Source organism: Aeromicrobium sp. Root236 (genome assembly GCF_001428805.1).
In the GTDB taxonomy this organism is placed as follows: domain Bacteria; phylum Actinomycetota; class Actinomycetes; order Propionibacteriales; family Nocardioidaceae; genus Aeromicrobium.
Genome location: NZ_LMIS01000001.1, coordinates 2,151,688 through 2,165,260 on the forward strand (window position 1 = coordinate 2,151,688; position 13,573 = coordinate 2,165,260).

Below are 13,573 nucleotides of genomic sequence, written 5' to 3' on the forward strand. Positions count from 1 at the left end.
GATCGGGGACGGGGGCTGACATGGGCATCCACTGGTGGGCATTCCTCGGCGTCGTGGTGCTCGCGTACGCGATTCCGGGGCCCGACTTCGCAGTGATCCTCCGCTCGGCGACGCGCGGCTGGCGAACCGGCATGGCCGCGGCGCTCGGTGCGCTCAGCGGCCTGTGCGTCCACATGCTCATCGCCGCGGTCGGGCTGTCCGTGCTGCTGGCCCGCTCGCCGGAGGCGCTGGCCACGATCCGATGGGCCGGCGCGGCGTACCTCGTGTGGCTCGGCATCGGCCTGGTCCGCGCGAGCTTCCGTGACGACGACCGTGATGAGGGCCCGCCACCGGTGTCGACTCGGCGGGCGTTCACCCAGGCGATGCTGACCAACCTGCTCAACCCCAAGGCGATCCTGTTCTTCGCGTCGGTGATCCCCCAGTTCGTCGTCGGTGGGACGTCGACGACGCTGCAGGTGCTGGCCCTCGGCACCGTCGACGTCCTGACCGGGCTGGTGTTCTACTCGTTGCTGGTGTCCGTCGCGGCGGCCCTCAGCGCGTGGTTCGCGCGGCCCAAGGTCCGGAAGCGGTGGGACAGGGCGACCGGAGGCGTGCTCGCAGGGCTCGGCGGCGCACTCGCCACCACCAAGCTCTGAGTCCCCGCTGAGACTGACGTTTCGGTCGCGAATCGCCGTGGAGCCACGGCAGAAACGTCAGTCTCAGCGAGCAGTTCAGCCGATCAGGTCGGTGACGAGGTCGCGGAGGATGCCGAAGCCGTTCTGCGTGAGGATCGACTCGGCGTGGAACTGCACGCCGCGGTAGTGGGGGCCGGCGACGTGATGGATGTCGCCGCTCTCCGGATCCGTCTCCACCGTGACGCCGTCGGGCAGCCCTGAGGAGGGCACCCGCGCGACGAACGTGTTGTAGAAGCCGACCGTCTCGGGGCGACCCAGCACCTCGAGACGGCTCTGCGTCCCTTGGAAGACGATGTCCTTGAACGCGAGGTCGAGACCGATGTTGTGGCTCAGCACCTGATGACCCAGGCACACCGCGAGGAACGGTCGACGCGTCTCGAGCAGTCCCGTGACGAGGCCGTGCAGCACCGCCATCTTGGGATCCTCGAGGTCACGCGGATCGCCGGGACCTGGGCCGACGACGACGAGGTCGTAGCCGTCGAGGTCACCCTCGGCGTAGACGTCGTGACGCACGATGTCGGTCGTCATGCCGAGGACCCCGAACACGTGGGACAGCATGTTGACGAAGTCGTCCTCGCCGTCGACGATCACGACGCGCTTGCCGGTCAACGTCGACACCGGGGCGGCCCCGGACTGGTCGGTGAGCCAGAACTGGCTGAGCCGCTGGTTGCGGGAGCCGAGCGCGATCAGCACCTCGTCCTCACGGGTGAACGCGTCGAAGCCCTCGACCGGCTCGGGGGCGGCATCCACGAGCCCGAACGCGCTGAGGATGCCGGACGCCTTGGCCCACGTCTCCTTGGTCTCGTACATCGCGTCGGAGTCGCGTACGAGGGTCGCGCCCGCGGTGACCTTGAGGTTGCCGTCGAGGTCGACGTCAGCGGTACGAATGAGGATCGGCGCGTCCGCGAGCGGGTTGCCGTCGTCGTCGCGGCCGATGAGCGCAGCCACGGCGGCGTAGTAGCCACGACCCTCGGGCTCGTACTTCTTGATCAGACGGCACGCGTTCTCGACGGGGCTGCCGGTGACCGTCGCGGCGAACATCGAGTCGCGCAGGACCTCGCGCACGTCACGGTTGGTGCGCCCCGCAAGGAGGTACTCGGTGTGCACGAGATGCGTCATCGGCTTGAGGTAGGGCCCGAGCACGAGTCCACCCTCGTGGCAGATGTCGCACATCATCTTGAGCTCCTCGTCGACGACCATGAAGAGCTCGTAGATCTCCTTCTCGTCCTTGAGGAACCGCAGCAGCTCGCGCTTGCGGTCGGCGGGGGTCTCGAGCCCGCGCATGCGGAACGTGCCGCTGATGGGGTTCATCCGCACCTGGCCGTCCTCGACGCTGACGTGGCGCTCCGGGCTCGCGCCGATCAGGTAGCGGTCGCCCGTGAAGATGCAGAACGTCCAGAACGCGCCGCGCTCGCGCTCGAGCAACCGGCGGAACACGGTGAGCGCGCCGTCGTGTCCCCAGTCGGACACCTGGGCGCGGTAGTGCCGGCCGATCACGAGGTTCGCGCCCTCGCCCTGCCCGATCTCCTCGTCGATGATCGTGCGGACCATCTCGGCGTACGCGTCGTCGGTCGTCTCGAAACCGCCGCGGTCGGCGAACTCGATCGGTGCGTCCGGCAGCAGGTCCATGAGCTCGGCGATCGGCAGCTCGGCGCTGTACGCAGCCTCGATCGCGGTCAGCGGTGTGCCGTCCTGGTGCGCCTCGAAGCCGCGCTCGCGCACCTGGGCGTACGGCACGAGCACCACGTGGTTCCACGCGCGGTCGCTGCCCGGCACCAGCGGGACGTCCGCGAGCTGGTCGAGGTCGGTGCGCGGGCCGCCGACGAGCGTGACGGTGTCGGAGTCACGTACGCGGATCAGGGCGAACGCGGGCTGGGCCAGGAGGTCGTCGAGCTGGGTCATGAAGGTTCCTTGGAGAAGTCTCGACCGGCCGAGACAAGAAATGCCCAGAGCCGGCCGTGAGGCGGTCTGGGCACGAGTCGACAGTCCACCTACAGGCGGAGCCACCAGCTGGAGGGCTGAACTGTCATGGCCCGAGCCTAGCGCAGAGTGGCGACGGGGCACCGCGCACTCGGCGATCGCCCGATCTCCGGCGGTCCGGGAGACGTCCACCCCGGAACCACGGCATCTTTGTCGCGGAAAATGGTGACACCCCGACTTCACAGGGCCATGATGTTTCCCATCCAGAAGGGGCGGAGCGCGAACGAGGTCGCACCGCAAGAGGATGGGGGCGGCAGATGACGGCAATCCTGCGAGCGGCTGCGGCATTCCTGCTGACGGCCACGGCACTGGCACTCGGTACGAGCTCGGCCAAGGCCGCGACGCCGACGTGGCTGTCGGTGGCCACGGGCGGCTACCACACGTGTGCGATCGCGACGAACCACGCGCTCTACTGCTGGGGGCAGAACGACGACGGTGAGCTCGGCCTCGGCGACAACAAGCAACGCGAGGAGCCGACTCGCGTCGGGACGTCCACGAGCTGGGTGTCCGTGGCCGCTGGCACCTATCACACGTGCGCGCGGCACAGCAGCGGTTCGCTCTACTGCTGGGGCGACAACTACTACAGGCAGCTCGGCGTCGGCGGCTACGAGGATCGCCTGACCCCGACGAAGGTCGGCACCTCGACGAAGTGGACGAGCGTGTCCCTGGGCAGCGTCCACACATGCGCCCGGTACAGCTCGGGCACCCTCTACTGCTGGGGTGACAACTACTCCGGTCAGCTCGGCCTGGGCGACAACGACAGCAGGGACACGCCGAAGAAGGTCGGCACGTCCACCAGCTGGATCGACGTCTCGGCAGGCGGCGACCACACCTGCGCCCGTCGCGCTTCCGGATCCCTCTACTGCTGGGGAGAGAACGGCAACGGGCAGCTCGGGCTCGGTGACACCGCTCCCCGCGCCACGCCGGTCCAGGTCGGCACCTCGACCCAGTGGGTGGGCGTCAACTCCGGCGGCTACCACACCTGCGCCCGCCACAGCACCGGTTCGCTCTACTGCTGGGGAGAGAACAGCCAGGGGCAGCTGGGGCTCAATGACACCGCCGAGAGGCACAAGCCCGTCAAGGTCGGCACCTCGACCCAGTGGCGGTCCGTCGAGGGCGGCGAGTTCCACACCTGCGCCCGCCACAGCAGCGGATCGCTCTACTGCTGGGGCCAGAACGCGTACGGGCAGCTCGGTATCGGTGACGTGCTCGGTCCCTGGAAACCGGTCAAGGTCGGCAGCTCCACGAGCTGGAGCGCCGTGTCCGTCGGTGCGTACTTCACGTGTGCTCGCCACAGCAGCGGATCGTTGTACTGCTGGGGACACAACACCTACGGACAGCTGGGCGTGGGCGACCTGGACAAGCGGGTGACCCCCACCAAGGTCGGCTGACTCGACGCCAGGCCGGGGCCGGCGACGCGCTGGCCCCGGCACTGCCATGCTGACGACATGGAGATCGATGTCGACCTGATCCGGCGTGACCTGGCGCAGATCATCAACATCCCCAGCGTGGGCGGATCCGACGCGGAGGTCGCCGTCCAACGGTGGTGTGCCGCGACCCTGACGGGCCTCGGCATGGAGGTCGACCAGTGGACGATCGACCTCGATGACGTACGCAAGTCCGGGGACTATCCCGGCGAGGAGGTCGAGCGCGAGGAAGCCCTCGGCTGCGTCGGCGTCTCCGGGCCCGGCACTCCCGCGCTGATCCTCAACGGCCACGTCGACGTCGTGCCACCCGGCGACCCGGAGACCTGGACCAACGCCGACCCGTGGCTCCTGCGGGAGGACGACGAGCAGTGGTACGGCCGGGGGGTCTGCGACATGAAGGGCGGCGTCGTCGCGATCATCGCCGCCGCACGTGCCGTCAGCGGCATTGAGCTGACCCGGCCGTTTGCGGTGCACACCGTGATCGGCGAGGAGGACGGCGGCCTCGGCACGTACGCCACGCTGCTTCGCGGTCACGTCGGCGAGGCCTGTGTAATCGCCGAGCCGACCGACGGTCAGATCGTGTCGGCCAACGCCGGCTCGCTCACGTTCCGCATCGAGGTCGTCGGCCGGGCGACACACGGCTCCATGCGCGCGACCGGCCACAGCGCCATCACCGCGTTCGAGCGACTGCACCGCGCACTCGCCGAGCTCGAGACCGTACGCAATGCGGCTCCCCCGCACCCGTTCGGCGAGCTGCCCTGGCCGATCAGCGTCGGCATCGTGCACGCCGGCGACTGGGCCAGCACCGTCCCTGACCTGCTGGTGGCCGAAGGACGCTACGGGGTGATGCCCGGGGAGTCGTTCGCCGACGCCAAGGCCGCGTTCGAGAACGCCCTGGCGTCCGCAGCGGCCACCGACCCGTGGCTGGCCGACAACCCGCCGACGGTCACCTGGCCGGGCGGGCACTTCGCCGCCGGACGACTGCCTGACGGCGACCCGTTCGGCGACCAGGTCATCGACGCCGTCATGGCCGCCGACGAGCCCCGGCCACGGCTCACGGGTGCGCCGTACGGCTCTGACCTCCGCCAGTACGCAGCGCTGGGGATCCCGACCGTGCAGTACGGGCCCGGCGACGTCGCCAACGCCCACGCCGTCGACGAGCGCGTCGCGATCGCCGAGGTCGTGACGTGCGCCAAGGCGTACGCCGAGCTGATCCTCGCCCGCTGCCGCTAGCGCGGGCTCGGGGTGAGGGGCGTGTAGGGATCGACCTGGATGATGCCGCCGGGCTCGAAGCTCACCGGCTGCAGTCCCACCGGCTTGCCGTCGGCGAACGTCACGATCGTGACCTGGGCCTCGCGGCGGAGCTTGCTGCCCAGCGCGAACGCGTAGACGGCGCCGCCGGTCGACCCGGTCGTCAACGTCGTGGTCGAACGGCCGTTGGCACCGGTGGTCGTCGTGGGCCCGACCTGTCGGTGCAGGTGGCCGGAGAGCACGAGGTCGACGCAGCCCGACGCCGCGGCCCGTGTGGCCGATGACGGCGAGTGCACCGCGATCACGCTGACGTTGCCGTCCTCGCACGCCGCCTTCTGCAGCTCGTCGTCCTGCTGGCGCAACGCGTGCGTGTTGTCGGTGGGGTTGCCGTTGTAGCCGGCGGTGAGGCCGGAGCTGCGCGGATCGTTGCTGCCGACGAAGCGGACTCCGCCGACCGTGACCGGCTTGCCGTCGAGCACCGTGAAGCCCTTGTCCTTCATCTGTTTGGGCACCGTCGGGCCGGTGTCGTGGTTGCCGGCGACCGACACGATGTCGAAGTCGCGGAACTCACGCGCCAGCGAGTTGATGCTGAACGTCTCCCAGCTCGCGCCGTTGGACGTGTCGTCGCCGAGGTCGATCAGCATGCGAGCCCTCGCCCGGTCAGCGATCGCCCGTGCGACGGGATCCATGCCGATGTTGTCGTGCCGGTCCGTCACGACGAGAGCCGTCGTCTCGCCGTCCGAGGGCGTACGCACCTGCGTCGTCGCGGCGCTGACCGCGAGCTTGCCGTAGAACGAGACCGACGTCCGGTAGGTCGCCAGGGCGCCCTCGACGATGGCCTTGCTGCCGCTGGTCGACGCCCCCTGGGCGATCTCGACCTTGTTGAGCACGTCGTCGGAGGGCAGCTCCGGGAACACCGAGTCGATCGGCAACCACGCCTCGTCGGTCGACCGCGGACGTTCGGGCGCGGCCACGAGCACCAGGGCGGCGATCGTGACGACCGCGACCCCCACGGCGCCCAGGACCTGACGGCGGCGCGGATGGCGCGCAGCCGCCCAGATCATCCGTCGCCGCTCGGCGCCGATGGCACGCCAGGCCAGAATCGCGATGAGCACGGCGATCAGCGCGGCGCCCACGGCCCGCATCACCGCGTCGATCAGCATCGACGTGAGCGTCGAGCGTACGGACGCGATCTCGCCCTGCGGCTGCGAGGCGATCACGGCGTCTCGGGCGACCAGCTGGTCGAGGTCGGTGATCTCGCTGTCACCCAGCCGTACATCGACGCCGAGTCCCAGCGGCGCCTCCGCGGGGACGCGGATCTTGGGGATCAGCGTGCCGAAGTCGATGCGGGCGTAGCCGCTGAAGGTCGGCTGCACCGTCGCGTCGTGGGCGCCGATGACGACCTCGCGCTCGCTGTGGATGAACGTCGAGTAGGCGGTCGGCAGCGCGACGCCCACCGCGAGGAGGACGAGCAGCAGGACCTTGAGAGCCCGGTTCATCGGATCCGCGACAACCAGCCGTCTGTCGTGCCGACGGTCGTCAGGAGCTGCGTCGCACGAGTGAGGACGACGTACAGGGTGCGCCAGCCGGCGCTCGACTCGGCCGTGATCCCGTCCGGCTCGATCACGACGACCCCGTCGAACTCGAGACCCTTGGTCGCGAGACCGTCGAGCAGCCGCAGGCGATCAGGGTGCTGCTCGAGCAGGTCGGCGAGCTGAGCGGTCAGCTCGGCCTGGCGGTCGGTCGGGGCCACGATCGCGACCGTGCCCTCGACCCGGTCGAGGATCTCCTCGGCGCTGCGGCGCGCGGCGTCCACGAGGTCGGCAGCGCCGACTGTGAGGTGCACGGGCTGCTCGCCGGTGCGACGCACGGCGTCAGCGAGGTCGGGGTGCGGCACCGCGACGGCGGCGACCTGGGCCGCAAGGTCGTAGATCTCGGCCGAGTTGCGGTAGTTGGTCGACAGCCGGAACGCGTGCTCGGGCTTGCCCTCGAGGGCGGCCTTGCGCGCGGCCGCGGACTCCTTGGGGTGCGGCCACGACGACTGCGCCTCGTCGCCCACGATCGTCCAGCTGGCGTAGCGGCCTCGGCGGCCCAGCATGCGCCACTGCATCGGCGAGAGGTCCTGGGCCTCGTCGACGAGCACGTGGGCGAAGCCGTCGTCCTCGATGCTCTGGGTCGAGCGGAACCGGTCGTCGCGGTCCTCACGCTCGCGCCGCTCGAAGCTCATGAGCTGCTTGGGCACGTCGTCCTCGTCCCCGCCGGTCGACGGCACCTCGCCGATGACGTAGCGGAGCTCGTCGATCAGCGGGACGTCCTCGATGCTGGGCTCGCCGATCTGCCACGACGCCTTGAGCGCCGCCAGCTCCTCGGCGTCGAAGGCTCCACGAGCCAGCTCGTCGATGACGTCGGGCAGCGTGCGCCACACGTCGATCGGCTCGACAGGCGGCCACCACTCCTCGACGAAGTCGACGAAGCGGTCATCCGTCGTGACGGTCTCGACGAACTCCTCCTCACCCTTCTCGAGAGCGCGATCGCCCGCGACCTGGGCCCACAACGCGTCGACCAGGGCGGCCGGCGCCTTGAGGTAGGCCCGGTTGCGCTTGCCGCCCGACAGCAGGTTGCGCCGGATGCGCGCGAGCTGGTCGGCGTCGAGCCGCAGGACGTCGTCCTTGTAGAAGTAGCGGAACTCGGTCGGCGCTCCCGGCATCGGCGCCGCAGCGGCGCGGCTGAGGAACGCTGCCATCCGCGACGAGCCCTTGGCTGCCGCCGCGACCGGCTCGTCGTGACGCATCGCGCGCAGCCCGTCGACGACCTCACCGAGCGAGCGCAGGGTCACGCTGGTCTCGCCGAGGCTCGGGAGCACCCGCTCGATGTAGTTCATGAACACGGTCGACGGACCGACGACCAGCACGCCGCCGGACTCGAAGCGCCGGCGATCGGTGTAGAGCAGGTAGGCCGCGCGATGCAGCGCGACGACGGTCTTGCCGGTGCCCGGGCCGCCGCCGATCGTCGTGGCCCCACGACTCGGCGCGCGGATCGCCTCGTCCTGCTCCTTCTGGATCGTCGCGACGACCGAGTGCATCGAGCTGTCGCGGGCACGCGTCAGGCTGGCCAGCAAGGCGCCCTCGCCGATGACGACGAGGTCGTCGGGGGCGTTGTCGGCGTCGAGCAGGTCGTCCTCGATGCCGATGACCTTGTCGTTGGCGCAGCGGAGGACCCGTCGACGGATGACACCGGCCGGCTCCTGGGCCGTGGCCTGGTAGAAGATCGCGGCTGCCGGCGCCCGCCAGTCGATGAGCATGATCTCGCGATCGGCGTCGCGTACGCCGATGCGGCCGATGTAGCGGGAGTCGCCGTCGAGCATGTTGAGCCGGCCGAAGACCAGGCCGTCGTGGGCGGCGTTGAGCGCCGACAGCCGCAAGGACGCCTGGTAGACCATCGCGTCGCGCTCGACGAGGCCACCCTCGTTGCCGACGTGGCCGCGCGCCATGCCTTCGACGACGAGGGACTGCGCGACCTTGGCGGACGCGTCGAGTCGCTCGTAGACGGCGTCGACGTACGCCTGCTCAGCGTCGATCTCGCGCTGTTCCGCGTTGTTCGAGCTCACCCGTCTCCTTCTGCGTCGTAGAGAACTCACAAGTCTATTCCGTACGGGAAATATTCCGCAGGCGGTTTCCGCGATGCGAGCGGTTGCCGATGTCACCGACAGGGCGTACATTCGAGGCACCCTGTCTGTTAATCAACCTGGGAGCCCCCCCATGCACGTCCGTCGTCCCGTACGCGCGCTGCTCACCGCAGTGCTCCTCGCCGCCACCGTCCTGGTGGGCACCGCCGGCTCGCCCGCCGTTGCCGCAAGCACCTCGGCCGTCAAGGGCGCCGTCACGCTCGACGGCAAGGCGCTGAGCGGCGTCAAGGTCACGTTGATGTGGACGGACGACGGTGACTACTACATCCCCATCGGCACCGACACGACGGACAGCAACGGGGTCTACTCGTTCAGCAAGGTGACCTATCAGTCCGACTACGGGTTCCGGGTGCGGCTCGTCGACCCGCAGGCCCGGGCCGTCACGACCGAGCGCAGCGTCGTCCTCAAGCCCGGCACCACGGTGACCCGCAACGTCTGGATGGACAAGGCCGGCAGCCTGCGCGGCAAGGTTGCCCGTGCCGACGGCGCCTCGCCGACCACGGTCCGGCTCGACCTGGACGGGCCCGACATCACCATCGGTGTGCCCGACAACTTCGAGTACGCCTACCCGACCACCGTCAAGCCTGCTGCCGACGGCACGTGGGTGCTCAAGGGGCTGCCCGCGGGCGACTACGACGTCAAGTTCCACGACACGGCCAAGACGTACGCCGACCAGTGCTACCACAACGTCAAGGCGGGTCTGGACGACGACGAGTCGACCGCGTGCCGGTCGGAGATCACCCCCGCCGCAACCACCACGACGCTGACCGAGGGCCAGAACAAGACCCTGAGCACCGAGACCATGTCCCACCTCGCCAACCGCATCACCGGCACCGTGACCGACACGTCGGGCAACCCGCTCAAGGGCGTCAGCGTCCTGCCGTGGCGCGCGGGCTCCGGCACCACGAATGGTCAGGAGTGGGACGCGGTGACCCAGGCCAGCGGCAACTTCAAGGTCGGCTACCTGCCCGACGGCCAGTGGCAGCTCGAGATCGCCGGCGAGAACAACGTCTATGCCCCCGAGTGGTACGACGACTCGGTCCTCCGGTCCGGTGCCGCCACCCTCCCGCTGTCGGGCGGGCAGCTCACCACCGGGCTCACGATCAAGCTCAAGTCGAATGCCACGGTCACCACCACGACGTCGGTCGGCACGACGTCGGTCAAGTTCGCCATCTCGGTGTCGCGGCGTGCAGGCGGTGTGGGCTACGGGGACGTGACGGTCTCGCGTGGCACGGTGACCAAGACCGCCCACCTGTCGGGCGGCAAGGCGACGATTTCGCTCTTTGGCATCCCTGCCGGCACCCGCACCTTTACGATTTCGTATTCCGGCACCGCCTCCACCGCCCCCGCGGTGATCAAGAAGGTCGTCGCCGTCAACTGATCCCCAGGGAGTCCCCATGCGCAAGGTCCTGTCCGTCCTGGCGCTGACAGTCGTCGTCGCCGCACCAATGTCGGCGGCCCAGGCGACCACGACCTACAAGGTCTCGGTGGCGGTGGACCCCAAGCTCACCGACGCCTCCAGCAAGGATGCGGCGATGCGCACGACGACGATCAAGGGACGGGTGACCAACGGCCCGGTCAAGGGCCGCACCGTCCACCTCTACGCAACCAACACGAGCGCGGCGAGTCCCACCCGCCAGGACCTCGGCACGGTCGCGCTCTCGTCGACCGGACGCTTCGCGAGGACGTTCGCGCCGACCCGCGGAGGCATCTGGAAGATCCTCGCCGACAGGCCCGCGTACGGCAGCGCTCGCGCCGGCCACGGCACGACGACGCTCAGCGTGTTCCAGTGGACCCGCGGCACCGAGTTCAACGACGGCGCGATCGACACCCCCACGGCGCCGACCGACCGGATCCAGGACGTCACCGACAATCCGGCGTGGACCGTCAACGGCAGCAGCTCTGGCTACGGCGAGATGAAGTACGTCCTCAGCGGCGGCGGCACCACGGTCGGTTTCGACACCCGCGGCCACACGTGCAAGAAGGTCAGCCTGCACGCCGGCGTCGCCGACGCCTCCACCGTGACGTCCGCCGGCTTCACGATCCTGCAGCACGGTCAGCCCATCGGGACCGCGACGTCTGACGGCGAGGACGCGTACGTCAAGAAGGACATCAGCACGGCCTACGCGATCTTCTTCAAGGTCAACGGTGCGGCCGGCGTGGACGACCTGAAGGTGCTGCTCGGCAACGTCAAGCTGTTCTGCACCTACCCCTCGGAGCCCTGAACCCCTCGACTCACGCCGGGTCGAGGATCCGTTTGAGGAACTGCTGCGTACGTTCCTCGCGCGGGTCGCCGATGACCTGTGCGCTCGGGCCACGCTCGACGACGACGCCGCCGTCGAGGAACAGCACCTGGTCGGCGACGTGCTCCGCGAAGCGGATCTCGTGCGTGACCAGGACCGTCGTCCACCCCTCGGCGGCGAGGTCCTTGATGACCGACAGCACCTCACCGACGAGCTCAGGATCGAGCGCCGAGGTCGGCTCGTCGAACAGCATGACGCGGGGCTTGAGCGCGAGCGCCCGGGCGATGCCGACGCGCTGCTGCTGACCACCGGACAGCTGGAACGGGTGCTGGTCCGCCTTGTCGCTCAGACCGACCTGGTCGAGGAGGGCCTTGGCCTCGTCGACGACCTCGTCGAGCGGGCGCTTCTGCACCTGGACCGGACCCTCGATGACGTTCTCGATGACGGTCTTGTGCGGGAACAGGTTGTGGGCCTGGAACACCATGCCGCTCTGCGCCCGCAGCGCCGTGATCTGCTGGCGGGCCGCGCTCCCCTTGGCGGGCAACGTCGCGAAGTCGACCTCGACGTCGTCGATGCGGATCGTGCCGGCATCGGGTCGCTCGAGGACGTTGAGCGATCGCAGGATCGTGGTCTTGCCCGAGCCCGACGGCCCGATGAGGACCGAGGTCGAACCCGCCGCGACGTCGAGGTCGATGCCGCGCAGGACGTGGTTGTCGCCGAACGACTTCTGCAGCCCCCTCGCGCGTACGCGGAGGTCGCCCATGTCGCTGGTCTGCTGGATGTCGGTCATCTGGCCACGAACCTGTTCAGTCGGGTCTCGAGTCTGCCTTGGACGGCCGACATGCCCACGCACACGACCCAGTAGTAGAAGCCCGCGAGGACGTAGAGCGGGAGGTAGATCTGTGCACTCGCCGCCGCGAGCTGAGCCTGACGGAACACCTCGGTCACGAGGACGACCGACAGCAGGGACGTGTCCTTGAGCAGGGAGATCGCGGTGTTGGAGAGCGGCGGCACGGCGATCCGCGCGGCCTGCGGGAACACGATGCGCCGCAGGGACTGCCAGTAGCCCATGCCGATCGTCGAGGCGGCCTCGAACTGCCCCCGAGGGACGGACAGGATCGACGCGCGGACCACTTCGGCGGCATAACCGCCCACGTTGAGGCTCAGCGTGAAGATCGCGGCGCCCCACGGCGAGAACTTGATCCCGATCTCCGGCAGGCCGTAGAACACGATGAACAGCTGCACCAGGAGCGGGGTGCCACGGATGATCGAGATGTACGCCTTCGCGATGCCGCCGAGGATCCGGCTGCCGGAGATCCGCGCCAGCGCGGCAGCGATCGCGAGGACGAGTCCGATCGCGAAGCTGATGATCGTGATCGGGATCGTGGCGATCAGGAGCTTCTTGAGCATGGGCCACGCGGCGTCCTTGACGACTTCCCTGTCGCTCCGCACCGCACGGCCGCCGGACACGTCGACGTCGCCGGCGTTCGCCACCGAGACATCGGTCTTGAAGTACTTCTCCGAGATCTTCTTGAGCGTGCCGTCGGCCTTGAGCGCTGCCAGCGCCTTGTTGGACTCCTCGAGCCGCGGGTCGCCCTTGCGGAACGCCAGCACCTGCTTGCTGACCTCGTCGCCGGCATTGCCGACGATCTCGATGTCGTCCTTGCCGGTCGTGTTGAGGTAGTCGAGCGCCGCGATGTTGTCGTTGATCAACAGGTCCGCCCGGCCCTGGACGACCAGCGCGGCTGCCTGGGCGAACCCCTCGACGGCCTGGATCTTGGCGCCGGCCTTGCGAGCCACGTCGGCCCAGCTCGTCGTGGTGGACTCCGCGGCGGTCTTGCCCTTGATGTCCTTCAGGGTCTTGATGCCCTTGGTGCCCTTCTTGACCACGATGACGCCACGAGAGTAGGTGTACGTCGTGCCGAGGCCGTACTTCGCATCGCGCTCCGGGTTGAAGGTGACCTGGTTGGCGATGACGTCGATCCGGTTGGCCTCGAGCGCGGCGAAGATCCCGTCGAACGTCGTCTCGACGAACTTGAGCTTCCAGCCGGCCTTCTTGGCGACCGCCTTGATGACCTCGATGTCGTAGCCGGTCAACTTGTCGGTCTTGGCGTCGTGGAACGAGAACGGCGGGTAGACGCCCTCAGTGCCGACGCGGACGACTGGACGGTCGTCGGCAGCTCGCGGCGCGGCGAAGGCCGAGCCCGAGGACGTCAGCACCGCCAACCCCACGAACGCCAGGACGAGCAGCCTCACGGCATGGCGCATTGCGTCTCCTCTGTGGTGAACCACCGAGGGTTTCCCCGATAGACG

At 69.1% G+C, this 13,573-nt stretch carries 10 protein-coding genes; 5 read left to right on the forward strand and 5 right to left on the reverse strand.

Annotation, left to right across the window (positions count from 1 at the left end; translation table 11 throughout):
* Window positions 1–20: 20 nt before the first annotated feature.
* On the forward strand, window positions 21–635 hold the full coding sequence (locus ASE12_RS10820; protein WP_056400225.1) for a LysE family translocator: 615 nt from the start codon (window positions 21–23) through the stop codon (window positions 633–635).
* Between the two features lie 75 nt (window positions 636–710).
* Here the strand turns inward: ASE12_RS10820 and ASE12_RS10825 are convergent, their stop codons facing one another.
* Entirely contained in the window at window positions 711–2,576 is a 1,866-nt protein-coding gene (locus ASE12_RS10825) for an anthranilate synthase family protein (RefSeq protein ID WP_056400227.1), read from the reverse strand.
* A gap of 335 nt (window positions 2,577–2,911) precedes the next feature.
* Here ASE12_RS10825 and ASE12_RS10830 point away from each other — a divergent pair, with 335 nt between their 5' ends.
* Window positions 2,912–4,045: an RCC1 domain-containing protein gene (locus ASE12_RS10830; protein WP_056400228.1), complete on the forward strand. Its 1,134-nt coding sequence runs from the start codon at window positions 2,912–2,914 to the stop codon at window positions 4,043–4,045.
* A 57-nt stretch (window positions 4,046–4,102) separates the two neighbouring features.
* A complete protein-coding gene (locus ASE12_RS10835; RefSeq protein WP_056400229.1) occupies window positions 4,103–5,314 on the forward strand; it encodes an ArgE/DapE family deacylase in 1,212 nt (403 codons plus the stop codon).
* Here the strand turns inward: ASE12_RS10835 and ASE12_RS10840 are convergent.
* Window positions 5,311–6,831: a metallophosphoesterase gene (locus ASE12_RS10840; RefSeq protein WP_056400231.1), complete on the reverse strand. Its 1,521-nt coding sequence runs from the start codon at window positions 6,829–6,831 to the stop codon at window positions 5,311–5,313. The two genes, ASE12_RS10835 and ASE12_RS10840, sit on opposite strands and share 4 nt — an antisense overlap.
* On the reverse strand, window positions 6,828–8,939 hold the full coding sequence (locus ASE12_RS10845) for an AAA family ATPase (protein WP_056400233.1): 2,112 nt from the start codon (window positions 8,937–8,939) through the stop codon (window positions 6,828–6,830). Before ASE12_RS10845 ends, ASE12_RS10840 begins: the two co-directional genes overlap by 4 nt.
* A 151-nt stretch (window positions 8,940–9,090) precedes the next feature.
* On the opposite strand from ASE12_RS10845, the gene ASE12_RS20060 reads away from it, so the two are divergent.
* Window positions 9,091–10,398, forward strand: a complete 1,308-nt coding sequence (locus tag ASE12_RS20060) for a carboxypeptidase-like regulatory domain-containing protein (RefSeq protein WP_056400235.1) — start codon at window positions 9,091–9,093, stop codon at window positions 10,396–10,398.
* A 16-nt stretch (window positions 10,399–10,414) separates the two neighbouring features.
* Entirely contained in the window at window positions 10,415–11,242 is an 828-nt protein-coding gene (locus ASE12_RS10855; RefSeq protein WP_056400239.1) for a hypothetical protein, read from the forward strand.
* Window positions 11,243–11,252: 10 nt separating this feature from the next.
* Here the strand turns inward: ASE12_RS10855 and ASE12_RS10860 are convergent, their stop codons facing one another.
* Window positions 11,253–12,050: an amino acid ABC transporter ATP-binding protein gene (locus ASE12_RS10860; RefSeq protein WP_369797191.1), complete on the reverse strand. Its 798-nt coding sequence runs from the start codon at window positions 12,048–12,050 to the stop codon at window positions 11,253–11,255.
* Window positions 12,047–13,528, reverse strand: a complete 1,482-nt coding sequence (locus tag ASE12_RS19760; protein ID WP_082582200.1) for an ABC transporter substrate-binding protein/permease — start codon at window positions 13,526–13,528, stop codon at window positions 12,047–12,049. The genes ASE12_RS10860 and ASE12_RS19760 overlap by 4 nt, the downstream gene beginning before the upstream one ends.
* Window positions 13,529–13,573: the final 45 nt, after the last annotated feature.

What these genes read in the sequence shown, in the direction of transcription:
- ASE12_RS10820 (WP_056400225.1), top strand. Translation starts at nt 21, where the DNA reads ATGGGCATCCACTGGTGGGCATTCCTCGGCGTCGTGGTGCTCGCGTAC.
- ASE12_RS10840 (WP_056400231.1), bottom strand. Translation starts at nt 6,831, where the DNA reads ATGAACCGGGCTCTCAAGGTCCTGCTGCTCGTCCTCCTCGCGGTGGGC.
- ASE12_RS20060 (WP_056400235.1), top strand. Translation starts at nt 9,091, where the DNA reads ATGCACGTCCGTCGTCCCGTACGCGCGCTGCTCACCGCAGTGCTCCTC.
- ASE12_RS10855 (WP_056400239.1), top strand. Translation starts at nt 10,415, where the DNA reads ATGCGCAAGGTCCTGTCCGTCCTGGCGCTGACAGTCGTCGTCGCCGCA.
- ASE12_RS10860 (WP_369797191.1), bottom strand. Translation starts at nt 12,050, where the DNA reads ATGACCGACATCCAGCAGACCAGCGACATGGGCGACCTCCGCGTACGC.
- ASE12_RS10825 (WP_056400227.1), bottom strand. Translation starts at nt 2,576, where the DNA reads ATGACCCAGCTCGACGACCTCCTGGCCCAGCCCGCGTTCGCCCTGATC.
- ASE12_RS10835 (WP_056400229.1), top strand. Translation starts at nt 4,103, where the DNA reads ATGGAGATCGATGTCGACCTGATCCGGCGTGACCTGGCGCAGATCATC.
- ASE12_RS10830 (WP_056400228.1), top strand. Translation starts at nt 2,912, where the DNA reads ATGACGGCAATCCTGCGAGCGGCTGCGGCATTCCTGCTGACGGCCACG.
- ASE12_RS19760 (WP_082582200.1), bottom strand. Translation starts at nt 13,528, where the DNA reads ATGCGCCATGCCGTGAGGCTGCTCGTCCTGGCGTTCGTGGGGTTGGCG.